The 22,719-nt window shown below is 68.6% G+C and carries 12 protein-coding genes and 1 tRNA gene; 10 read left to right on the top strand and 3 right to left on the bottom strand.

Annotated features, from left to right (window positions below; translation table 11 throughout):
* Nucleotides 1-50: 50 nt before the first annotated feature.
* Nucleotides 51-1,916, bottom strand: a complete 1,866-nt coding sequence (gene gatE, locus RYH80_RS05485) for a Glu-tRNA(Gln) amidotransferase subunit GatE (protein ID WP_370902850.1) — start codon at nt 1,914-1,916, stop codon at nt 51-53.
* A 350-nt stretch (nt 1,917-2,266) separates the two neighbouring features.
* Between gatE and RYH80_RS05480 the strand changes: the two genes are divergently transcribed.
* On the top strand, nt 2,267-3,496 hold the full coding sequence (locus RYH80_RS05480) for an RNA-guided endonuclease InsQ/TnpB family protein (RefSeq protein ID WP_370902849.1): 1,230 nt from the start codon (nt 2,267-2,269) through the stop codon (nt 3,494-3,496).
* 83 nt (nt 3,497-3,579) lie between these two features.
* A complete protein-coding gene (locus RYH80_RS05475; RefSeq protein ID WP_370902848.1) occupies nt 3,580-4,539 on the top strand; it encodes a YkgJ family cysteine cluster protein in 960 nt (319 codons plus the stop codon).
* A gap of 100 nt (nt 4,540-4,639) precedes the next feature.
* On the opposite strand, the gene RYH80_RS05470 is transcribed toward RYH80_RS05475, so the two are convergent.
* A complete protein-coding gene (locus tag RYH80_RS05470) occupies nt 4,640-5,929 on the bottom strand; it encodes an adenosylhomocysteinase (RefSeq protein WP_370902847.1) in 1,290 nt (429 codons plus the stop codon).
* 227 nt (nt 5,930-6,156) lie between these two features.
* On the opposite strand from RYH80_RS05470, the gene RYH80_RS05465 reads away from it, so the two are divergent.
* From RYH80_RS05465 to RYH80_RS05430, 8 genes are all read left to right on the top strand, one after another.
* Nucleotides 6,157-13,914: a beta strand repeat-containing protein gene (locus tag RYH80_RS05465; protein ID WP_370902846.1), complete on the top strand. Its 7,758-nt coding sequence runs from the start codon at nt 6,157-6,159 to the stop codon at nt 13,912-13,914.
* Nucleotides 13,915-14,075: 161 nt separating this feature from the next.
* Nucleotides 14,076-14,150 (top strand) — tRNA-Glu (locus RYH80_RS05460).
* Nucleotides 14,151-14,694: 544 nt separating this feature from the next.
* A complete protein-coding gene (locus RYH80_RS05455) occupies nt 14,695-16,434 on the top strand; it encodes an ABC transporter substrate-binding protein (protein ID WP_370902845.1) in 1,740 nt (579 codons plus the stop codon).
* A 293-nt stretch (nt 16,435-16,727) separates the two neighbouring features.
* Nucleotides 16,728-17,678 carry an ABC transporter permease gene (locus tag RYH80_RS05450; RefSeq protein ID WP_370902844.1) on the top strand — a complete coding sequence of 317 codons (951 nt, stop codon included), beginning with the start codon at nt 16,728-16,730 and terminating at the stop codon, nt 17,676-17,678.
* Nucleotides 17,679-17,680: 2 nt separating this feature from the next.
* A complete protein-coding gene (locus RYH80_RS05445; RefSeq protein WP_370902843.1) occupies nt 17,681-18,757 on the top strand; it encodes an ABC transporter permease in 1,077 nt (358 codons plus the stop codon).
* Complete coding sequence (locus tag RYH80_RS05440; protein WP_370902842.1) at nt 18,758-19,858, top strand: ABC transporter ATP-binding protein; 1,101 nt, start codon at nt 18,758-18,760, stop codon at nt 19,856-19,858. It abuts the gene before it with no gap.
* A 74-nt stretch (nt 19,859-19,932) separates the two neighbouring features.
* Nucleotides 19,933-21,255: an ABC transporter ATP-binding protein gene (locus tag RYH80_RS05435; RefSeq protein ID WP_370904658.1), complete on the top strand. Its 1,323-nt coding sequence runs from the start codon at nt 19,933-19,935 to the stop codon at nt 21,253-21,255.
* Between the two features lie 151 nt (nt 21,256-21,406).
* On the top strand, nt 21,407-21,940 hold the full coding sequence (locus RYH80_RS05430; RefSeq protein ID WP_370902841.1) for a DUF7974 family protein: 534 nt from the start codon (nt 21,407-21,409) through the stop codon (nt 21,938-21,940).
* 46 nt (nt 21,941-21,986) lie between these two features.
* Here the strand turns inward: RYH80_RS05430 and RYH80_RS05425 are convergent, their stop codons facing one another.
* Complete coding sequence (locus tag RYH80_RS05425; RefSeq protein WP_370902840.1) at nt 21,987-22,367, bottom strand: hypothetical protein; 381 nt, start codon at nt 22,365-22,367, stop codon at nt 21,987-21,989.
* Nucleotides 22,368-22,719 lie beyond the last annotated feature (352 nt).

Below are 22,719 nucleotides of genomic sequence, written 5' to 3'. Positions count from 1 at the left end.
GGTGCGTCCAGCCCCGACGGTACCGCGACGGACGACCCAGAACCGGGGCGTCAGGCGCGCTTCTGGATCTCCTCGCGGAGCACGTCGCTCACGAGGTCGCCGTCGGCCTTCCCGCGGAGTGCGCCCATCGCCTCGCCCATCAGTCCGGAGAAGGCACCCATCCCCTCCTCGGCGACCTGCGCCTCGTTGCGCTCGACGACCTCGACGACCGCCTCGCGCACCTCGGCCTCGCCGACGCCGGAGAGTCCGGCCTCCTCGACCGCCTCCTCGGGCGAGAGCGAGGGCTGCTCGGCGAGGACGGTCAACACCTGTTCGACCCCCTCGCTGGCGAGGTCGTCGGCCGCGACCAACTCCAGCGTGCCACGGAGCGCCTCGTCGGAGAGGTCCGCGACCGGCACGTCGTCGCGGCGCAGTTCCGTCAGCGTCGACTCCAGCGTCGTCGCGGCCAGCGTCGGGTCGACGCCGTCGGCGACGACGGACTCGAACAGCGGCCACCGCCGGCCGAACGCCACCTGCTCGGCGAGGCCCTCGTCGAGACCGTACTCGTCGGCGTACCGCGCCGCCTTCTCGTCGAGCAGTTCCGGGACGGACACGTCCTCGGTGTCCGGCTCGACGGGTGGCACGTCCGTCTCCGGGTAGAGACGCGCCGCACCCGGGAGCGGACGGAGGTACTGGGTCGTCCCGTCGTCGTTCGCGCCGCGCGTCTCCTCGGGGACACCCTCGATGGCGGCTTCGGCGCGCTCGCTGACCGCCTCGATCGCGTTGCGTGCGACGCTCGGCTCGTCGGCGACGAGTACGACGGCGTCGTCCGCGTCGGCGTCGACGGCTTCGCGCAGCGCCGCGACCTCCGACTCGGTGACGCCGTAGGCGGGCAACTCGTCGGTGTGGAACACGCCGCCGGCGCCGTTCCGCTTGGCGTGGTCCGACAGCTCCGTCCCGAGTCGCCGGTCCGGCTGGAGTTCCCGGCCGACGAGCCCGTCGAAGCCGGCGAGTCGCACCGCCCGCACCTCGCCGTCGTCCGCGAGCGCACCGCCGATCACGCCCGAGTCGGTGTCCGCGAACACGTCGCTCACCTCGACCGGCTCGCCGACGCTCGCGTCCCGCTCCGCGAGTTCCGCGGCGATCTCGACGAGTGCCTCCTGCCGGTCGACCTCGCCCGCGACGATCTCGTCGATCTGGTCGAGCGCCTGGACACCCTTGATCTCGACGCGAGCACCCTCCTCGATGGAGACGTTCACGTCCTGGCGGATCGTGCCGAGCCCGCGCCGCACGGAGCCGGTCGAGCGCAGGAGAGTGCCGATCCGCTCGGCGGCCTCGCGGGCCTGTGCCGGACTCCGGATGTCCGGGCCGGTGCCGATCTCGACCAGTGGGATCCCCAGCCGGTCCAGCGAGTAGACGACGCCGTCCTCGGTCTCCTCGACCTTCTTGGCGGACTCCTCTTCGAGCATCAGGTCCTCGATCGAGACGGGTCCCTCGCTGGTCTCGATCTCGCCGCCGCGGGCGACGAGCATCGACCGCTGGAAGCCGGAGGTGTTCGAGCCGTCGATGACGATCTTGCGCATCACCTGGATCTCGTCGACGACGGCGGCGTCGAGCAACGCCGCGATCTGGACGGCCACGTCGAGCGCCTCCTCGTCGACGCGGCTCGGCGGCTCGTCGTCCTCCTCGACGAGACAGGTGGTGTCGTACGCGAGGTACTCGAACTCGCGGTCGACGCGCGACTCCTCGAGGGCGGCCTCGTCGATCTCGCCCAACTCCGAGCGCGTCGGGTGGAGGTAGCGGGTGAACCGCCGGTCGGCCTCCTCGGGGTCGCGCAACTCCGTCGGCGACTCGCAGAACAGCTTCGTCGCCGTGTCGAGTTGCTGGTGGATCTCCAGCCCGGCGACGAGGCCCAGGTCGTCGTAGCGGTCGGTCATCGGTCCGTGACTGCGAGTGCCGCCGTCGAAAAGCTTGCGCGTCGTCTGCCCGACGCCACTCGGACGAGGCTGCGCAGTCGGGTGAGACTACCACTCGGGTAGCCTCCATCCGTCGCCTGGCGGCTGCGCCGTACCTCACACGCTTCGCACGCCCCTCTCCCGTCCGAGCACACTCTGACGAGTGTCTCACGCGCTCGTCTACTCATAGGTACCACAGCGCGGAAACCCACCCCTTCAGGGGTGGGAGGAAGCGCGTTCGCTTGGCTACACTACTGCCGTTGTCGGTGGCAGGCTGACTCCCCCACTGGACTATATTAATGGTTTTAAGTATGAGTCTTGTCATGATGAATATGGGGGTCCGCCGCACGGTCCCGGTTAAACTCGACGTGACCGACGAACAGGCGGACCTGCTTCACGAGACGATTGACGAGTTCCTGTGGGCCGCCAACTACGTCGTAGACGCCGCATGGGAGGGCGAGTGGGTCGAAACCCGCTCGTCGGTCCTCCACGACATAACCTACGACGAGGTACGCGAGCAGACCCGACTCCACAGCAATCACGTCCAATCGGCTCGTGACCGTGCTGTCGGTGCACTTGATAGTGTGGTCGCCAAGTGGTCGAAGGGCGAATATGCCTCGTTGCCGACGTTCACCACACCGTTTTGCGAATACAACCAGCGCAACGCCACGTTCCACGACGACCACGCTTCGCTGTCCACCGTCGATGGGCGCGTCACCGCCGAGTACGTCTTGCCCGGCGAAACCCGTGACACGCCCCACTCGGAGTACCTGCACTCCGAGGAGTGGGAAACGACCGGCGCGACACTCCACTACCGTCGTGGCGACTTCTACCTTCACGTCCGAACAAAGGCGGACGTGGGCGACCCAGAACCAGTCGAGAACGGAACGGTTCTCGGCGTGGACCTCGGGGTCGAGAACATCGCCGTCACTTCGACCGGCGTGTTCTGGTCTGCCGACGAATTGAACCACTGGCGGACGGAGTACGTCGAGCGCCGCAAATCCCTCCAAGAGTGCGGGTCGCGGTGGGCACACGAGAGCGTCCAAGCGGTCGGACGCAAGGAGACGGGCCGCTTCGAGCAGTATCTTCACCGCGTGGCGAACGAACTCGTCGTGGAAGCCGTCGAGAACGGCTGTACGGTGATAGCCTTCGAGGACTTGACAGACATCCGCGACCGGATGCCCAACACCCGGCGATTCCACGAGTGGGCGTTCCGTCGCCTGTACGAGTACGTCTCGTACAAGGCTAAAGAGCGCGGTATCCGAGTCGAGCAGGTGAACCCGAAGAACACGTCGCGACGGTGTTCGTCGTGTGGATTCACCCACGAGAACAACCGCCCGGTACGGGACACGTTTTGCTGTCAGTCCTGCGGGTACGAGAACCACGCGGACTACAACGCGGCCAAGAATATCGGCTATCGACTCCTTCGCAACCAAACCGGGGGCGAAGGAGGCGCACCCGTAGGTGTGCGCTTGAACACCGGGATGCTGAACGCGAACGGGGTCAAACCCCTGCCGGATTCGGCCAGAGCGGGAGTCCATGGTGAAAGCCCACGGCTTTAGCCGTGGGTTAACTTACCCACTCACACCTCGCGGTCGCTGCGACCGGCGACACGGCTTTCCAGTGTGACGGCGTACCACGCTCCGTGCAGACGAACTGCGAGGGGTGTGCCGGCTGCTGTGTCGACTGGCGACCGCTCGGTGGCGCGCCGGACCACGAGCGTCGGGGCCGGTACCGGGCGCTCGACGACACGTACAACCTCGTGCCACTGACGAGCGACGAGGTGCGAGCGTTCCTCGCGGCCGGTCTCGTCGACGCTCTCGCGCCGCGGTTGTTCGTCGTCGGGAGTGACGAGAGCGACGACTCCGACACGGACACCTCCGACGGCGACACACCGACAGTCCCGACCGTCGAGGTCGACGACTACCGCCTCCCGGCGGCGGACGGGCGACCGCTGTTCGCCGTCGGACTCCGGACGGTACCCAAGCCGGTCGCGCCGTTCGACACGCCGACACGGTGGCTGGAGACGTGTGTGTTCCTCGACCCGGAGACGCTCCAGTGCCGGATCCACGACACCGCGGAGTACCCGCGGACGTGTCGGACGTACCCCGGTCACAACCTCGCCCTCGAGACGGAGACGGAGTGTGGACGCGTCGAACGCGCCCACGGGACGCCCGGCGAGCGACTCGTCGACGGCGAGCCACCCGCCGAGCGGCCCCCGTCGCCGTTCGGCCCGCAGGCGCTCGGCGGGACGGTGTTCGCCCACCCGGAACCGGACGCCCTCGCCGGCACCGTCGCCCGCGTCGCGAACGAGGAGCCGACGCCCGCCGACTGCGCGACGTTCGTGGGTGTCGCGGCCGCCTCCACACCGGGGTCGCTGGCGGTCGACGAGTCGCGCCGCGAACGGGCGACCGAACGGATCCGCGAGACTGCCGATGAGTCGTGGGCCGCCGCGGCGGCGGCCGACTGGGAACGGGCGGCCGACCGGGACCGAGCGGTCGACGGCGACGGCCGTGGACACCTCGCGACCGATCCGCCGGACCCGAGTGTGGTCGAGGAGGCGCGTGGCGCGCCGTCGACCCCGGGCTGGGACGCCGTGGAGTGACCTGGCGGTGGTCGCAGCAGACAGCACGGAGCGGTCGAGACGAACAGAGTGGCGCCGAGACCGGTGGTCGAGCGCGGATCGGGTTCGATTCCGGTGCCGATCAGGTCCCGTGTTGCCACGAGCCCATGTACTCGCGCTGTTCGTCGGTGAGCTCGTCGTAGGCGACGCCCTCGGCGGTCAGTTTCACGTCGGCGACCTCGCGGTCCAGTTCGTCGGGGACCTCGTGGACGCCGGCGTCGTAGTCGTCGGCGTTCGCGACGAGTTCGCGGACACAGACGGCCTGCACGCCGAAGCTCTGGTCCATCACCTCGACCGGGTGGCCCTGCCCGAGCGGCGCGGCGAGGTTGACCAGCCGCCCCTCCGCCAGCAGGTTCAGCCGGCGGCCGTCCGGCATCTCGAACGCCTCGACACCCTCGCGTGCCTCGTACCGGTCCACGGCGAGGTCGTCGAGGTGCTCGACGTTCACCTCCACGTCGAAGTGGCCCGCGTTGGCGAGCAGGACGCCGTCGTCCATCACCTCGAAGTGCTCGCGGGTGATCACGTCGCGGTTGCCGGTCGTCGTGACGAACACGTCGCCGATCTCGGCGGCCTCCGCTATCGGGAGCACGTCGTACCCCTCCATGTGCGCCTCCAGCGCCTTCCGGGGGTCGACCTCGCAGACGATCACGTCGGCGTTCTGCCCCGCGGCCTTCTTCGCGACGCCGCGGCCACAGTCGCCGAAGCCGGCGACGACGACGTTCTTCGCGGCCAACGAGAGGTTCGTCGTCTGGACGATGGTCGACAGCGCGGACTCGCCCGTCCCGTGAACGTTGTCGAACAGCCGCTTCATCGGCGTGTCGTTGACCGCGAAGACGGGGTAGTCGAGTTCTCCGTCCGCGTCCATCGCTCGCAGGCGGTGGACGCCCGTCGTCGTCTCCTCGCACCCGCCGACGATGGTGTCGATCAGATCCGGGTAGTCCTCGTGGATCGCCGCGACCATGTCCATCCCGTCGTCGACGGTGACGGTCGGCTCGTGGTCGATGACGGCCTCGATGGCAGCGTAGTAGTCATCGTCACCCACGCCACGGACCGCGTAGGAGGTGATCGACTCGCGGGCGTTCAACGCGGCGCTCACGTCGTCGTGGGTCGACAGCGGGTTACAGCCGGTGATCGCGACCTCCGCGCCGCCGTCCGCCAGCAGCGTGACGAGGTTCGCCGTCGTCGCCTCGACGTGCATCGCCATCCCGATCGTCTCGCCCTCGAACGGCCGGTCCTCGCGGAACTGCTCGCGGAGTTCGGCGAGGATCGGCATGTGTTGGCGCGCCCACTCGATCTTCCGGTCGCCCGACGCGACGGCCGTCTCCGGGTCGTCGACGTGGTGGTCGACCGGCGCGTACGTCTGTGTACTCATCGACTCTCGGTACGACCGGGCGCCTCTTGAACGCGCCGGAGTCGCTCTCCCGGTCGCGTGTCGCCTCCGACCGCCACCGACCGGTCTCCGGTGTGATCCGTCGCGGCCGAACCGGTCCGTTTCACCGAACGGACGTGTGACCTTTTCTCACAACTACCCTCTAGAGTATCGAATCTGATACTCGGTGAACAGTATTATGATTCATCGACGTTTCACCACCCGGTATCATGGGGACTGTTGACACGGGGCAGAAGATGCGGGCGCTGGTGTTGGCGACGATGGTCGTGTTGTCGGTCGCCGTCCAGCCCGTCGGTGGACAGGTGATCGCGGGTGGAGCTGCGGCGGCGAACACGGCGGGCAACGCACCTGCCGTCGCCGGGAACGACGCGACACTGGACGTGGCGACCGACTCCACGCTTCAGGTCGCGTACAACGTCGGGAACCGACCGGCGGGCGACTACACGGTGGGGCTACGCGGAGACAGTGGCGTCGGTCCGCTCGACCAGACGACGCCGTCCGACGGTCAACAGGGGACGGTGAACCTCACCGTCCCGGCTGGGGTGTCGACGAACTTCACCGCCACGGTGTTGTTGAACCGGAACGGTTCGGTTGAGGCCACCGACAGTTTCGCCGTGACGGTGACGAACGTCTCGACCGCACCACCGCCGGCTTCGATCTCGGCGACGGGCGAGGGGTACGACCCGGCGACGCCGACCGGTGTCGCGGCGAGTTACGACGCGGGCGAGCGTGACCCGACGACACTGACAGTGGAGGTCGCGAACGTGACCGGCGGAAACGACACCGTCGTCGCGACGAACACCACGTTGACCGACACGACCGTTCCCGTGACCGCCGTCGTCCCCAGCGGCGCGTTGGCAGGAGACGTGACACTCGCGTTCCGACTGTTGAACGGGTCGAACGGGGTGATCGCGTCGACGACCGCGTCGTACACCGCCGCGACGGCCCCCGGTCCGGCGGACGTCTCACTGTCCGACACGACGTACAACTCGAGTACGCCGACGCTCGTCTCGGCGTTCTACGACGGGGGCAGTCGAACGCCGTCGGACCTGACGGTCGAGTTGGTGAACGCGACGAGCGGGAACGGCACCGTCGTCGCGGCCAACACCACGCTGATCGCCACCGCAGCGTCGGTCGAGTTCACGCTCCCGGTGGGTGCGGTAGTCGGTGACACCACCGTTGCGGTGCGCCTGCGGAACGGGACCGACGACGTGATCGCCACCGACACCGCGAGCTTCGGTGACACGGCCGCTGGCGGTGGTGAGACCGCACCGCCACCCGCCGTCTTCGGTCCGGAGACGACACAGGAGTACGTGGACACCGAGCCGTTGACGCTCGGACTCGGCTACTCGACGGGTGGGCGCGACCCGGCCAACTACGTCTTCCGGGTGGTCAACGCGACGAACGGGAACGGCACGGTCGTGGCACGGAACGCCTCGCTGGCCGGAACCGGCGGGTCGGTGACGTTCGAGATCCCTGTCGGGTCGTTGTCCGGTAACGTGACGCTCGACGCCGAGCTCGTCAACGGGACCGTCGTCGCACGGAACTCCACCACGTTCCTCGCCAGCAGCGGCGGTGGTGGCGGCGAGACCGGACCACAGCCCGCCGTCTTCGGTCCGGAGACGACCGAGACGTACGCCGACGACCGGCCGCTGGGGCTGGGGCTGGCGTACACGACCGGAGGCGACGATCCGGCGAACTACGAACTCCGCGTGATCAACGCGACGAACGGGAACGGCACCGTCGTGGCTCGGAACACCTCGTTAGCCGGAACCGACGGGTCGGTAACGTTCGAGATTCCCGCTGGGCTGCTGTCGGGTGACGTGGAGCTCGCCGCCGAACTCGTCGACGAGACCGTCGGCGCCGACGGGACCGTCGTCGCGCGGAACACGACCACGTTCCGTGCCGACGTGACTCCTCCGACCGCCGACGTGGCGGTGAACGTCACCGAGCCGACGGTCGGCGAGACGGTCCAACTCGACGCGGTGAACGTCAGCGACGACACCGGCGTCACGGAGTACTTCTGGAGCGTCACCAGACGCGGGCAGGAGGGCCCCGTGGCGGAGGGACGCGGGCCCTCGATCCAGTTCACGCCGCAGACTCCAGACGAGTACACCGTGGTCCTCGGTCTGCGAGACGAAGGCGGTCGATTCGTCGACACCACGACCGAGTTCCGCGTAACCGGCGCGACGCTGGACGTCCGCCACCCGGACGAACTCGGGACGATCGGGAGCGGCGTCGATCCACAGCGACTCTCGAACGATCTGACGCTGCTCGCGACGAAGCCGATCACGTTCGACCGGGGCGACCGGTACGTGATCGACGTGGACCGAGAGAGCCAGGACGCGGTCTCGCTGGTCGCGACCGAGACCGTCTCCGTCGAGGCGTTCTCGCGGTTCGCGCTGGAGCTGCACGACCCCGAGGGTGAGCCGATCCAACCGCTGCTCACGACCTTCCGAGACGGACAGCGCGTCGAAGTGCCGCTGTCCGTCGTCTCGGGCTCGATCCCGAACGAGTCACAGGCCGTCACTGGCCCGGGCGTCTCGAACTACTCCGTGACGCTGCGCAACGCCAGCACGGACGCGACGGTCGCGAGCACGACCGGGACCCCGATGGTGTTCGACTACGCGGGCGAGTTGAACGCGACTGTCGACGGCGACACGGTGACGTTCTCGATCCCGCGGAGTTCGCTCGGCGACGCCGCGACCGCCCGCCTCGACCTGTTCACCGGCGAACCGTTCGAGAGCGAGGCGGTGCTCGACGGCGAGCCCCTGCGGTACGACGCGGCGACGGACACCTACCGGACGACGGTCGCGCGTGCGACCCTGAGCGAGAACGCGTACGGCTACCGCGTGTCGTTCGCGACGCCCGGCGACGGACAGTTCGACGTGTCCAGCAGCTTCGCCGGCCCGGTCGCGCTCCAGGACGTCCGGATCGACGGCAGCCTGACCGCCGCAGACGGCTCCCCCGTCGACGGGTTCGTCGCGAGGTCGATCGGTGGTGGCTTCGAGGTCACCTCGGTTCGGAACGGCCAGTTCGGCTTCACGACGCCGCCGGGGGAGCCGATCGCAGTGACGTACTACCAGGGTAACGCGAGTGGTGGCGTCGACTTCGGTCCGGTCCGTGACGGCGTGCCGGACATCTACGCCGTCGGAGCCGGACTGTACGCGCCGGAGACGAACCGGACGCTGGACGAGCAGTTCCCCGCCCCGTCCGTGCTCGACGTGACCGTCGTCGACGAGGACGGCGATCCGGTCTCCGTCGCGAACGCCCGAGTGCGGATCACTCACGAGGCCGGTCCGCTCGGGCCACCCGTCGAGGGCGGTGGCTGGACGATCCAGGGGCCACTCCTCGAAGACGGCCAACTCGTCTCGGCCGACGGGGCGACCGGCTGGGAGTTGGCCGGCAACGTGAGTGTCACCGTCGAGCCACGCGAGGGGACACGGTTCACGAACCAGACGCTGCGGCGCGCGGTGACGATGGACGAGAACCGGAGTCTCCGGTTCGAACTCGACGAGGAGGACGAGCCGCCGACCGCACGGCTGGCGACGAACCGCTCGAACCCGCTGGCCGGGCAGGCGGTTCGCTTCGACGCGAGCACCTCGACGGACGACGACCGGATCGCGACCGGCGCGATCACGGTCACGACCCCGGACGGCGAGACGATCCGGTTCCAGCGGTCGAACGTGACGTTCACCCCGAGTCAGTCGGGCGAGTACACGGTGACGCTGTCCGTCACCGATCGCGCCGGCAACACGAACAGCACGCAGACGACCGTCGACGTGCGACAGCCGGCCGACGTGCGGTACGACTTCACGCTCCCGAGCGTGGTCGCGGGTGAACTCGCACCCGACGAGCCGCTGGTGGTCGCGGCGACGGTGACGAACGACGGCGACGTGGCGGCCGAGCGGACGGTCGCGCTGCGCGTCGACGGCGCCGTGGTCGCGGAGCGGACGGTGTCGGTCGGTGCCGACACGACGGAGACCGTCTTGTTCAACCGGTCGCTGAGCGCGGGCGCCCACAACGTCACGGTGAACGAGCGGCCGCCACGCGAGGTCACGGTGCTCCAGCCGGCGACGTTCGCGGTGAACGTCACCGCCGGACCGACGACGGTGTTCACCGGCGAGCCGGTGACGGTGACGGCGCGGGTGACGAACACCGGCGGCGCGTCTGGGACGACGACGGTGCCGTTCGTGGTCGACGGCGAGCAGATCGAACGGACGGTCTCCGTCCCCGGCGGCGAGACGCGGACGGTCTCGGTGACGACCCGGTTCGACAGCGCCGACCCGTCGACGAAGCTCGTCCGTGCCGGGAGCGACCGGCCGACCGCGATCACGGTGCGGGCCCCGACGAATCCGAACGCGACGCTCTCCGTCCGCTCGCCCCGCACCGGGACGGCCACGGACGCCAGCGTGTCGCTGGCGTACAACGTGACGAACGTCGACACCGGGATCGCCAGTGCAATCGTGTCGGTCGACGGCGGGCCGCCCCGGACGATCGCTCTCGCGAACGGGACGACGACCGTCGACCTCTCCGGGCTGGACGACGGCGAGCACACCCTCGCCGTGTCGCTGGTCGACAACTTCGGGAGCCGGGTCGCGACCGTCGAGCGGACGGTCGTCCTCGACACCGAGGCGCCGGACGTGACGCTGGAGTCCACGAGTGCGGTCGTCGGGCCGGACGACGAGGTCACGCTGAACGCCACTACCTCCGACACCGCGTACGCGAACGCGACCGCGCGGCTGTACGCCGGCACGGACACGAGCGGCACGCCGGTCGAGACGACGGACCTCACCGATCGGCTCGCGGACGGTACGGCGACCGTCCCGGTCGACGCGGTCGCCGGGAACACCGAGTTGGACGGAACGTACACGCTCGAAGTGGTCGCCAACGACTCGCTGGGACGGAGTAGTACGGCGACCAGCGAGGTCGAGATCGACACGACGGCGCCGTCGGTGACGGTCTCCTCGGTGACCGGCGGGACCACGAGCGACGGGACGACGTACCTGAACGGCTCGGACACGCTGTCGGTGACCGGCTCCGTCTCCGACGGCGGTGCCGCGTCCGTCGGGAGCGTCGAGGTCGTCCTCGTCGCGCAGAACCAGGCGTTCGCGGAGACGGTCACCGTCGACGCGAGCGGCGGGAGCTTCGACGCGGACGTCGACGTGGGGTCGCTGTCGCTCCCGCGGGGTGCCTACGACGTGAACGTCACCGCGAGCGACACGGTGGGCAACGCCGCAGAGGTCGACAGCGGCGACGACTTCACGTTCGACGACGCGGCACCCAGCGCCGGCGTGTCGGTGATCGCCACCGGCGCGAACCAGGTGCGTCTGGTCGTCACCAGCAACGAGACGATCTCCGGGAAGCCGAACGTGACGCTCGGTGAGCCCGACGGATCGACGCAGAGAGTCCAAGTCACCGACGGGAACGCCGACGGCCGGTACGACGCCACTACCACGACCGACGGCACGGACGGCACCTACACCGGGACGGTGACGGTGCAGGACCCGGCCGGGAACGCGGACACGGTCAGCTCCACGACGAACATCAGCACCGTCGCACAGTTCGGCGCGGACGGTAACGTCACCATCGAGACCGGCGGCGGGACGTTCGTCGAGTTGAACCCCGACGCGGACACGGCCTCCGGCACGTCGCTGGCGTCGCTGACCAGCAGTGACACGCCGCTGGCCGCCCTGACGGAGAACGTCTCTGGCGACCAGTTCATCGAGGGCGAGTTCGGCGGGGACCTCTCCAACGAGAACCTCACGAGCGCGACCATCGGGATTCCGACGGACCAGATCGGACTGCTGGACACGGTGCCGGCCGACCAGCTCCAGATCCGGCGGTACAACGAGACGACGAACACCTGGAACCAGCGCGGGACGACGCGCGTGGTCCAGAACTTCGACCCGGACGGTCCCGGCGGCGTCTCGGCGGGTGAGTACCTCCTCGTCACGGTGACGAAGTTCTCGACGTACGGGGCCGTCCAGCCGGACACGGAGGCACCGACGGTCGACGCCACCAGCTACACCGCGGACACGACCGCGGTGAGCACGGGGACGTTCCCGTACGACACGACCGAGGTCACTACCACCGTCAGCTACTCCGACGACGTGTCTGGCGTCGACGCGAGTGCCGTGGTCGTGAAGGTGAACGGCAACGACGTGGACACGCTGTCGAACGCGTCGGCGTCGATCACCGACGACCAGGCGGCCGTGACGGTGACGGGCGTCACGGGCGCGGGGACGACGGACGTGACCGTCACGGTGGTCGACGAGACGGGCAAGTCGACGACGGTCACGCGGTCGTTCACCGTCGAGACGGACGACACCGCGCCGACCGTCTCGTCGACGGACCTCCCGGCGACGGGGCAGGCGCCCGACACGCGCCGCGTGCCCGTCACCGTCGACTACACCGACCCGCTGTCCGGCGTCGACACCGCGACGGTGTCGGTGACGGTCGCCGGGACGACGCTGGACGCGGCCAACGTCACCGTCGACGACACCGGCGTCTCGTTCACGGTCGGTGACACGAAGAACGGGCTGCTCTCGCCGGGCGACAGCCGGAACGTCGAGGTGACGGTGCGCGACGCCGCCGGCAACGAGCGGACGAAGACCGTCGGCACGGTCTCGGTCGCGACCGACGAGTCCGGCCCGACGGTCGACGACACGACCTACACGGCGGACACGAGCCCGGTGAGTGGGACGACGTACCCGGCCGAGACGAGTCGTGCGTCGGTCGAGTTGTCGATCTCCGACGACTTCAACGGCGTCGACTCCGCCGCGATCACCGTGCGGTTCGGGCCCGCGGGCGGATCGCTCACGGACGTGACGAGCTCGTCGCTGGTGACGAGTTCGACCGTGAACTACACGGCGACGAGTCTCACGCCGGGGACGACCTACGAGCTGGAGGCCACGCTGGTCGACGGCGAGGGGAACACCCGGACCGTCTCGCGGACGGTGACGGTCCAGCCGGACACGACCGCGCCGCGGGCGACGAGTGTCTCCGTGACGAACGTCGCGGGGACGACCCAGCCGCCGTTCGACAACGACGTCGACGGTGTCTCGGCGCAACTCTCCCTGACGGACAACCTCGACGCGGTCGACCCGTCGGCGATCACGGTGCGGTTCGGTCCTCAGGGCAATCTGGCCGACGTGACGAGCGCAGCGACGGTGACCGCCGACCAGATCACCTACACGGAGACGAGTCTCCAGAACGACACGCGGTACGTGTTGGAGGCGACGCTGGTCGACACGGCCGGTAACAGCCGGACGGTCAGTCGGACGTTCGACGTCGGCTCGGTCTCGTTCGGCGGTGGTGGTGGTGGTGATCCGATCCAGCCGCCCACCGCCGCCTTCGCGACGGCCGAGACCGTCACCGCGGGGGAGACAGTGACGCTCGACGCCGGGAACTCCTCGGACAACGCCGGGATCGAGACGTACGAGTGGGACTTCGACGGCGACGGGACGTTCGAGCGGACGACGACCGTTCCGACTACCTCGTACACCTTCACCGAGACGGGGACCGTCACTGTCACCCTCCGAGTGGTCGACGGTGTCGACCTCGCGGACACCGTCTCGCGCGAGGTCCGGGTCACCGCCGGTAGCGGAGGCAGTGGGGGTGCACCGACGGGGGAGACGACGACACCGACCCCGACGGGAGAGACGCCGAGCCCGAGCGGTGAGGGGCCGACGGAGACCGCGACGCCAGCACCGTCCACGCCGGACGAGACGGGTGAGACGCCGACCTCGACGCCGGACGAGTCGGCGGACTCGGACGCGTCGACGACGCCGACCACGGCGACGGACACCGCCACGTCCACGGTGTCACCGCCGACGACCGCCGGGACTGGGACCGCGACGACCGCACCCGCGGAGACGACGGCCGCACGGGGCCCCGGCTTCGGATCACTCGTCGCCGTCGTCGCGCTGCTCGCCGCGGCACTGCTCGCACTGCGACGCGAGTGACGGCGCCGAATCTCCCGGCGAGCGCTCACTCCTCGTCTGGAGGGCGACGGACTACCCGGTGAGCGCTCACCCGCCACCCGGCCGGTCGACACGCCACACCGCACCACGGCGCGGCCGAAACGACACCGTTTTGAGTGTCACACCAGTACCTGTCAGTGCACGCTCCGGTAGTGTAGTCCGGCCAATCATATTGCCCTCTCGAGGCAATGACCTGGGTTCGAATCCCGGCCGGAGCATCCTCTCGTCCTCACACGACCAGCCGCGACCGACTCCCCGTCACGCTGTACTGGGTACGGTCCACTCTCGGGGGTACCAGCGGCTCCCGACGCCTCACTCCACACAGTACGACACGTCGCAGTCACGGTCTCCACAACACCACACGTCCCGGTGTCGCTCCTCACAGCGCTACACTCCCAAGTGCCACTCCGAGCTCGCCACACCCCCAAGTGCCACTCCGAGCTCGCCACGGTCGTCGGATCGCTGACACGCGGCACCCACGTCCGCCAGTCTCGCGAGACCGCCGCCGGAGCACACGATACGACGCTCCCTCGACAGCGACCACGAGTACGACGAGAGACCTACCACTCGTACGATACGAATCTGCGAGGAAGTCCCCGCTTCACCGTCTCCGCTCGTGTCGTCTCGGTTAGATCTTCTCACCGGCCTCGATCCGACAGTTTCTGACAGACCGAGTGAACTGTGTTGTCGAGCGATCTCCACCCGAACCCACGATACACGACGGCGACGCCTTTTAGTAGTCACCCCTCGCATACAGTTCGCATGTCACAGGACGACAATCACACGCGTAGTACACGGCGACGGATTCTCGCGGCGATGGGGAGCGGGACCGTCGTCGGCCTCGCCGGCTGTTCGACCGGTGGGGACGGCACGGAGACGGACGGCGACGGCGGTGGCGGCGACGACGGCACACCGACGCCCACGTCGGAGGACATCGATCCGGACAACGTGGAGACGGGCGAGTTCGTCGCCTCCGCGGGGGCGAACCCCGGTACGTTCGACCCGACGGTGATCACGGACGCCACGTCGAACTCCACCATCGGCGCGTTCTCGTACGACCGGCTGGTCGCGCCGCTGTTCGACCTCTCGGAGTTCCGCGGGGAACTGGCCACGGACTGGAGCGTCGACGGCTCGACGTACACCTTCCAACTGCGTGAGGGTGTCACCTTCCACACCGGGAAGGAGATGACCGCGGAGGACGTGGCCTTCTCGATCGAACGGACCCGTGGGACGGCCAACGGCTCCGACGTAGCGTGGATCGAGTCGACGAACGTCCTCGGCGACTACGAGATCGAACTCCAGGCACCGGAGCCACACGCTCCGTACCTCACGAACCTCTCGGCGGTGCCCATCCTCCCGAGTGACGTGGACGGCGTCTCGACGAGTCCGGGCGAAGACGACTTCACGTTCACCGAGGAGTCGATCGGGACGGGGCCGTTCGTACTCGACGAGTTCTCCGCGGAGGACCGGGTCGTCTTCACGCCGTACGAGGACTACTGGTACGACGGCGACGACTACCCGTCGACGGCGCCGTGGGACCAGGTGACGATCCGCGTGATCACCGAGCAGGTGACCCAGGAGGAGGCGATGGCCTCCGGCGAACTGGACATGATCGACAACGCGGCGCCGTTCGAACTCCAGCAGTGGGAGGGCCAGACGGGGACGGTCGTCGCCGACAGCGCCGTCGGGTTCGACTTCCTCTCGTACCCGGTGCAGGTGTCGCCGTACAGCAACAACAAGTTCCGGCGCGGCCTGACGAAGCTCATCCCGCGGGCGGAGATCATCGACGCGATCTTCGGTGGGCGTGCCACCGGGTTGGCCGGTCCGATCAGCCCCGGACTGGGTGCGTACTTCGACGCCGAGCGCGAGCAGGAGTTGATCGAGGAGTACGTCGCCGAGAACCAGGAGGAGGCCGTCTCGCTCATCGAGGAGGCACTGGACGAGGAGGGGATCGAGCCGCCCTTCGAGATGTCGCTGATCACGAACGTCAACCGGACCCGCGAGCGCTGGATGGAGGTCATCCAGCAGTCGTTCGACGACACGGACGTGTTGTCGGCGGAGTTGGACGTCCGCTCGTTCGACGACCTCGTCCCGTTCCTGCTCGACCCCGAGGGGGCCGCACAGTCCTCGGACGTGGTCGGGATCGGGTGGACCGGCGGCTCGGACCCCAACGGCCACGTCGAGGGGCTGCTCGCCTCCGACAACCACGTGCCGGACGGGTTCAATTGGAACCTCTACGAGAGCGAGGAGATGGACCAGTTGATCTCCGAGGGCCAGACGACCGTCGGCGTCGAGGACCGGCGACCCATCTACGACGACATCCAAGAGTTGGTCGCCGACGACCTGCCGCAGGCGAACATGTGGACCGCCCAGAAGATCGACGTGGTCAACGCCGACGCAGTCAACGACGTGACCAACTGGCAGCCGCACCCGAACTCCAGCAACCGCTACGACACGCTGTACAGCCCGCACCTCGACCAGGTGACGTACCCGCCGCAGTGATCGCGTCGCGACGGTGACCGCGTGACGGCCACACCGCACGCACTGGCGACCCGCGACGGCCACACGCACTGGCGACCCGCGGCAACCTGCCGACCACTGCGCCGCGGCCCCCGGCGGTCCGTGTCGCACGGCCCGCCGACTCGCGGCGACGCGTCCACACTCGGCCGCTCTTTGCGGTTCGCGGGTGATCCGAGCGTGACACTCGCTCTCGACGTGCCTACGGCCGTCCGAACACACGACAGACACACCGACAACATACATACCGTGTCACACACTACCGACACCTACGCACGATGAGTCTGCAACGGTTCGTCGTGAAACGCGTGCTGATCACGATCCCCCTGCTGTTGGGGATCACGATGATCACCTTCGGGATGGTCCACATCATCCCGGGTGACCCCATCGACTTCATCACGCTGTTCACGGACCTCGATCCAGAGACGAAGGCGGAGATCCGCGCACAGTACGGGCTCGACGACCCGGTGTGGCTCCAGTACGTCAACTGGGTCGTCGACGCCGCGCAGTTCGACTTCGGGAAGTCGATCATCACGCGCCGCCCCGTCAGCGCCGAGATCCTCGACCGGCTGCCGTACACGCTGGTGATGGGGATCATGGCGTTCGCCGTCGCGATCGTCACCGCCCTCCCGGCGGGGATCGCGGCCGCCTACTACCGCAACACGCTGGTCGACCAGTTCTCGCGGGTGTTCGCGCTGGTCGGGATCGCCCTGCCGAACTTCTGGCTGGGGCTGATCCTCATCCTCGTGTTCGGCAACTGGCTGGACCTGTTCTCGATCCTCCCGCCGACGGAGAAGGGACTGTTCAGCCCGGCGATGCTCACCTACACGATCCTCCCGGCACTCGCCATCGGCACGGGTTCGACCGCACTCCTGATGCGGCTGATGCGGTCGTCGATGGTCGAAGAGATGGACAAAGACTACGTCCGGACCGCTCGCGCGAAGGGGTTGCCCGAGCGGACGGTCGTCACGAAACACGTCCTGCGGAACTCGCTGATCTCCGTCGTCACCGTGGCGGCGATCCAGATCGCGTTCATCATCAGCGGCTCCGTCGTGGTGGAGATCGTGTTCGCCTACCCCGGGCTCGGCCGGCTGCTCGTCAGCCGCGTCGGGAACCGTGACTTCCCGGTGATCCAGGCGGTGGTGTTGATGATCGGGGTGGCGGTGATCTTCGCCAACCTGCTCGCGGACGTGTTGTACGCCTACCTCGACCCACGGATCAGGTACTGACAATGTCGACAGAACGCAGACGATCGACCGAACGCGGACGTATCACCGTCGAGGGGTTCGACGTGGACAGCGTGTTGAACCGCGACGACCTCTCCTCGTGGACGCCGTCGTTCCGCGAGGAGGCCGGCAAGGGCCGGCTCTACTACGCGTGGCGACGGTTCAAACGCAACCGACTGGCGCTGGTCGGCGCGGCGATCATCGGGGTGATGGTGTTCACCGCGATCTTCGCCCGCCCGATCAGTCTCCCCTCGGAGTTCCCGGTGTTGGCCGGCCAGACGATCCAGCCGTTCTCGCTGGCACCGGCCGACCCGGCCGAACAGGACATCCTCACCGGCCACTCCCCGCCGTCGCTCGACAGCTTCGGCAACGACGAACCGATCGGGATGCACCTACTCGGGACCGACTGGGCCGGCCGCGACATCCTCTCGCGGATCATGTTCGGCGGCCGGTGGAGTCTCTCCTTGGGCTTCATCGCCGTCACCGTCGCCTTACTTGTCGGCGTCCCGCTGGGTGCCATCGCGGGCTACTACGGCGGCTACGTCGACAGCGCGATCATGCGGCTCGTCGACATGCTGTACGCGTTCCCGTTCATCGTCCTGGCGATCGCGGTGATCGCGATCCTCGGGCGTGGGTACTGGGAACTCGTCTTCGCGCTCGTCGCCGTCGGGTGGCTCTCGTACGCCCGGATCATCCGCGGGGAGGTGTTGAGCGTGAAACAGAACGAGTACGTCACCGCCGCCCGCGCGCTGGGTGCGCGGGACCGCTCCGTGATCGTCCGGCACATCCTCCCGAACGCGATGGCGCCGGTGATCGTCCAGGCGACGCTGTCCGTCGGGACGACCGTCCTGACGGCCGCCGCCCTGGGGTTCATCGGACTCGGCCTGTCGCCGGCGACCGCCGAGTGGGGCGTGATGTTGAACGTCGAACAGGACTCCATCGCCCGCGGGCGGTGGTGGGCCGGGGTGTTCCCCGGACTCGCCATCTTCCTGTTCGTGATGGCGATCAACCTCGTGGGCGACGGCATCCGCGACGCCTTCGACCCACACGGTGACCAGACCGGTTCCGGAGGGTTCCGCTAGATGGCGATGCTCGAAGTGGAGGACCTGAACGTCAGGTTCTACACGGAAGACGGCGTCGTCAAGGCGACCAACGACCTCTCGTACCAGATCGAGGCCGGCGAGCGGTTCGGCGTCGTCGGCGAGAGTGGGGCGGGCAAGTCCGTCACCAGTCTCGCAGTGATGCGACTGATCGACGACCCCGGCGTGATCGAGAGCGGCTCGATCCGGTTCAAGGGCCAGGACCTCCTGGAGTTGGACCGCGAGGAGATGCGCGAGATCCGCGGCAACGAGATCTCGATGATCTTCCAGGACGCCGAGACCGCCCTGAACCCCGCCTACACCGTCGGCGAACAGATCGCGGAGGCGATCCGCCTCCACCTGGACTACGACGAGGATGCGGCACGCGACCGGACCATCGAGTTGCTCGAACAGGTCGGTATCCCCGACCCGGTCGAGCGGTACTCCGACTACCCCCACCAGTTCTCCGGCGGGATGCAACAGCGCGCCGTCGTGGCGATGGCGCTGTCGTGTGACCCGGACCTGATCATCGCCGACGAGCCGACGACGGCACTGGACGTGACCATCGAGGCACAGATCCTCGACTTGCTGGAGCGGATCACCGAGGAGTTCGACACCGCGATCCAGCTCATCACCCACGACCTCGGCGTCGTGGCGGAGTTCTGTGACCGCGTGATGGTGATGTACGCCGGACACCCCGTGGAGATGGCCCCAGTCGAGGACGTGTACTACGACCCACAACACCCCTACACCGTCGGGTTGATGAGTTCGATCCCGCGGATCGGCGACGACCGAGACCGGCTCCAGACGATCCCCGGGCGGATGCCGGATCTGATCGAGATGCCCTCGGGGTGTAACTTCCACCCGCGGTGTCCGTACGCCGAGGAGGCGTGTACTCGCCGCGAGCCGGAACTGGTGAACGTCGAGACGGGCGAAGTCGCGAACGCGGCCGATCACGCGGAGCGGTCGGCGGCGTGTCTCGCCCACACGGGCGAACTCCGCGGGGAACTCGACTACACCGTCACCGTCGACGACGGCGCGACGGCCACCGACGGCGGGACGACGGACGGCTCCGTCTCCGGAGACGGAGGTGGTGACGCGTGAGCGACGCCGACGGCGCCACCGGCGCCGGGACGGAGACACCCACAGAGGGTGGTCGCCGTCCGGGTGAGGAGCCGCTGCTCCGCGTCGAGAACCTCCAGAAGTACTACGAGTCCGAGAGCGGGTTCTTCGACCGCCTGCTCGGCCGCCAGCAGTACGTGAAGGCGGTCGACGGCGTCTCCTTCGAGATCTACGAGGGGGAGACGCTGGGGCTCGTCGGGGAGTCCGGCTGTGGGAAGAGTACCGTCGGGCGGACGGTGCTGCAGTTGGACGAGCCGACCGGCGGGTCGGTGTACTACCGCGGCCGCGAGATCACCGGACTGCCGGAGGACGAACTGCGCGACCTCCGCAAGGAGATGCAGGTCGTCTTCCAGAACCCACAGTCGAGTCTCAATCCGCGCCTGACGATCAACGACATCATCGGCGAGGCGCTGGACATCCACGGGCTCGCCGAGGGGACCACCCGCGACGAGCGGATCAAGGAACTGCTCGAACGGGTCGGGCTCTCGGCGAGTCACGCCAACCGCTACCCCAACGAGTTCTCCGGCGGGCAACTCCAGCGGATCGGCATCGCCCGCGCACTCGCCGTCGACCCGGACTTCATCGTCTGTGACGAGCCGGTGTCGGCACTGGACGTGTCCGTCCAGGCACAGATCCTCAACTTGTTGGAGGACCTCCAGGAGGACCTGGGGCTGTCGTACCTGTTCATCGCACACGACCTCTCGGTCGTCGAGCACATCTCCGACCGCATCGCGGTGATGTACCTCGGCGAACTGGCCGAGCTGGGCACCCCAGAGGAGCTGTTCACTCCGCCACAGCACCCGTACACGGAGGCGTTGCTGTCGGCGATTCCGGAGCCAGACCCCGGGTGGGACGCCGACCGGATCATCCTGGAGGGGAGTGTCCCCTCGCCCATCGACCCGCCGTCGGGGTGTAAGTTCCACACTCGGTGTCCGCGGGTGATCCCGCCCGCGGACTTCGAGTTGGAGCAGTCGGAGTGGCGGGCGGTGTTGGACCTGGTGACGCGGATCGAGGCGGCCGACGTGGACGTGTCGACGGCGGAGACGCTCGTCGAGAACGGGGACGCGCCGGACCTACCGACCGCCATCCGCCAGGAGTACGACGTGCCGGAGACGCTGTCGGACCCGGACGCCGACCGGGCGTTGGCCGACGCCGTCGGGGCGGTCGTCGCCGACGACGGCGACCCGACGGAGACGGGTGTCGGCGAGACGTTCGCCAGCCCGTGTACGACCGCCGAGCCGGAACTCCGAGAGACGGCGGCCGGACACGCCGCCTGTCACCTCTTCGATCCGGAGTACGCCGACCCGTCGCCCACCGCCGCACCGCGGCAGGTCGCGAACGGGGACGTGGAGGGACAACGCACCAGCGGCGACGACTGAGCGGTCGCTCCGCTGTCGCGTCTCCGTCGCTCCACTCTCACCCACTCGGTCGACTCTCCCGCTCTACCCCGTCATCGGAGGGGTCACCCGCGTCCCTACCCCGGTCATCGGAAGAGTCAACCACGCGCCGCGCCCACGTAACACACAGTCGATGCGCCGAATCTACGAGTCGGACGCGCTCTCGCGAGACGACGACGACCCGTTCTCGCCGGCCGAAGACGACGCCCGGCGCGAGCCACGCGCGGCCCGCACGCTCCCGGTCGAACGGATCACCCGCGCGCTGACGACGCACTCGCTGCGGTGTCGCGCACTCGGTGTCGCGGTCCACACACCGGAGGGACCGTTCGCCGTCGGCGACCGCGTGCCGTTCGCGGTCGAGTTCACCAACCCACTCCCGGTGCCGCTGTCGGTCCAGACGGTCTCGCCGCTGCGGTGGACGTGGGCGATCGACGGTCACCGCGAGGCGGTCCACCACCCGGAGGAGCCGCCGGAGGAGCCGCACCGGTTCGTCTTCGACCGCGGCGAACGCAAACGCTTCTCGCGTGGTTGGGACGGTCAGTTCCGTGTCTCCGAGGCCGAGTGGGAGCCGGCGACGGCCGGCGAGTACACCCTCTCGGTCGCGGTCAACGTCGCCGACCCAGACGCCGTCGGGCTCGCCGCCGAGACGACGGTCTCGCTGGAGTGAGTGTCGACGCCGCCTCGGCGGGGACCACGTACCGCCGGTAGCCCGGTCAGTTCGACTCCTCTCCGTCCTCGGGGTGGAGCCGTTCGGTCGCCAGCCGCGCCACACGTTCGAGTGCCGCGACGAGTTCGTCGTCGCTCGCGAGGGCGTACCGCAGCGGCTCGTCGTCGCCACGTCCAGTCGAGTCGTCGGTCCCCTCCACCGGCGTCGTGTCGAACAGTTCGAAGTCGGCGAGCGGGTCGAGTGCCTCGTAGACGGCGCTCTCCGTGACACCGGCGGCGTCGGCGACCGCCGCAGGTGTCAACGGCTCGTCGGCGTACGAGAGCGTCACGAGCACACGCGCACGGACTCGGTTGGCGAACAACTGCGACAACCCGTTCTGGTCGACGAGGTGGGTGGCCTCCTGGGGAGCGACCTCCGTGTCGTTCACACACACCCGGGGACGCGCGGCCACCTCACCCTTTCGGCTCTCGGCAGGGTCGTGTTCAGACCAGAAACGACCGTGTAGATGAGAGGAGTCGGGAAGCCCAGATCCGTCGCCGGGCGGCCACGCCGTCGCCACGCGGCCACGCCGTCGCCGCGCGGCCGGTAGCGGGAACTTCGCTCCACAGAACCGGCTGCCGGCGAGACCGCCGGTCTCGCTCGGCCTCCGATCGAGGCGCGGCGGAGCCGCACCTCACGTGTTCTGCTCGCTCCGCCTCCGTCAGAGCACGCTCTGACGAGGCCGCACTCACTCCGTTCGCGAGGCCCCGCGCGGCTCACGGGTCGCTTCACCCCCCGTT

It is taken from the genome of Halobaculum sp. MBLA0147 (genome assembly GCF_041361345.1).
Classification (GTDB): Archaea; Halobacteriota; Halobacteria; order Halobacteriales; family Haloferacaceae; genus JAHENP01.
Note: the sequence above shows the minus strand (reverse complement) of the source record. Positions and strands in the feature narration are given on the sequence as shown.

Bases quoted from the DNA above. Each gene is read 5' to 3' on its own strand.
- gatE (WP_370902850.1), bottom strand. From the start codon at position 1,916: ATGACCGACCGCTACGACGACCTGGGCCTCGTCGCCGGGCTGGAGATC.
- RYH80_RS05480 (WP_370902849.1), top strand. From the start codon at position 2,267: ATGGGGGTCCGCCGCACGGTCCCGGTTAAACTCGACGTGACCGACGAA.
- RYH80_RS05470 (WP_370902847.1), bottom strand. From the start codon at position 5,929: ATGAGTACACAGACGTACGCGCCGGTCGACCACCACGTCGACGACCCG.
- RYH80_RS05465 (WP_370902846.1), top strand. From the start codon at position 6,157: ATGGGGACTGTTGACACGGGGCAGAAGATGCGGGCGCTGGTGTTGGCG.
- RYH80_RS05455 (WP_370902845.1), top strand. From the start codon at position 14,695: ATGTCACAGGACGACAATCACACGCGTAGTACACGGCGACGGATTCTC.
- RYH80_RS05450 (WP_370902844.1), top strand. From the start codon at position 16,728: ATGAGTCTGCAACGGTTCGTCGTGAAACGCGTGCTGATCACGATCCCC.
- RYH80_RS05445 (WP_370902843.1), top strand. From the start codon at position 17,681: ATGTCGACAGAACGCAGACGATCGACCGAACGCGGACGTATCACCGTC.
- RYH80_RS05440 (WP_370902842.1), top strand. From the start codon at position 18,758: ATGGCGATGCTCGAAGTGGAGGACCTGAACGTCAGGTTCTACACGGAA.
- RYH80_RS05430 (WP_370902841.1), top strand. From the start codon at position 21,407: ATGCGCCGAATCTACGAGTCGGACGCGCTCTCGCGAGACGACGACGAC.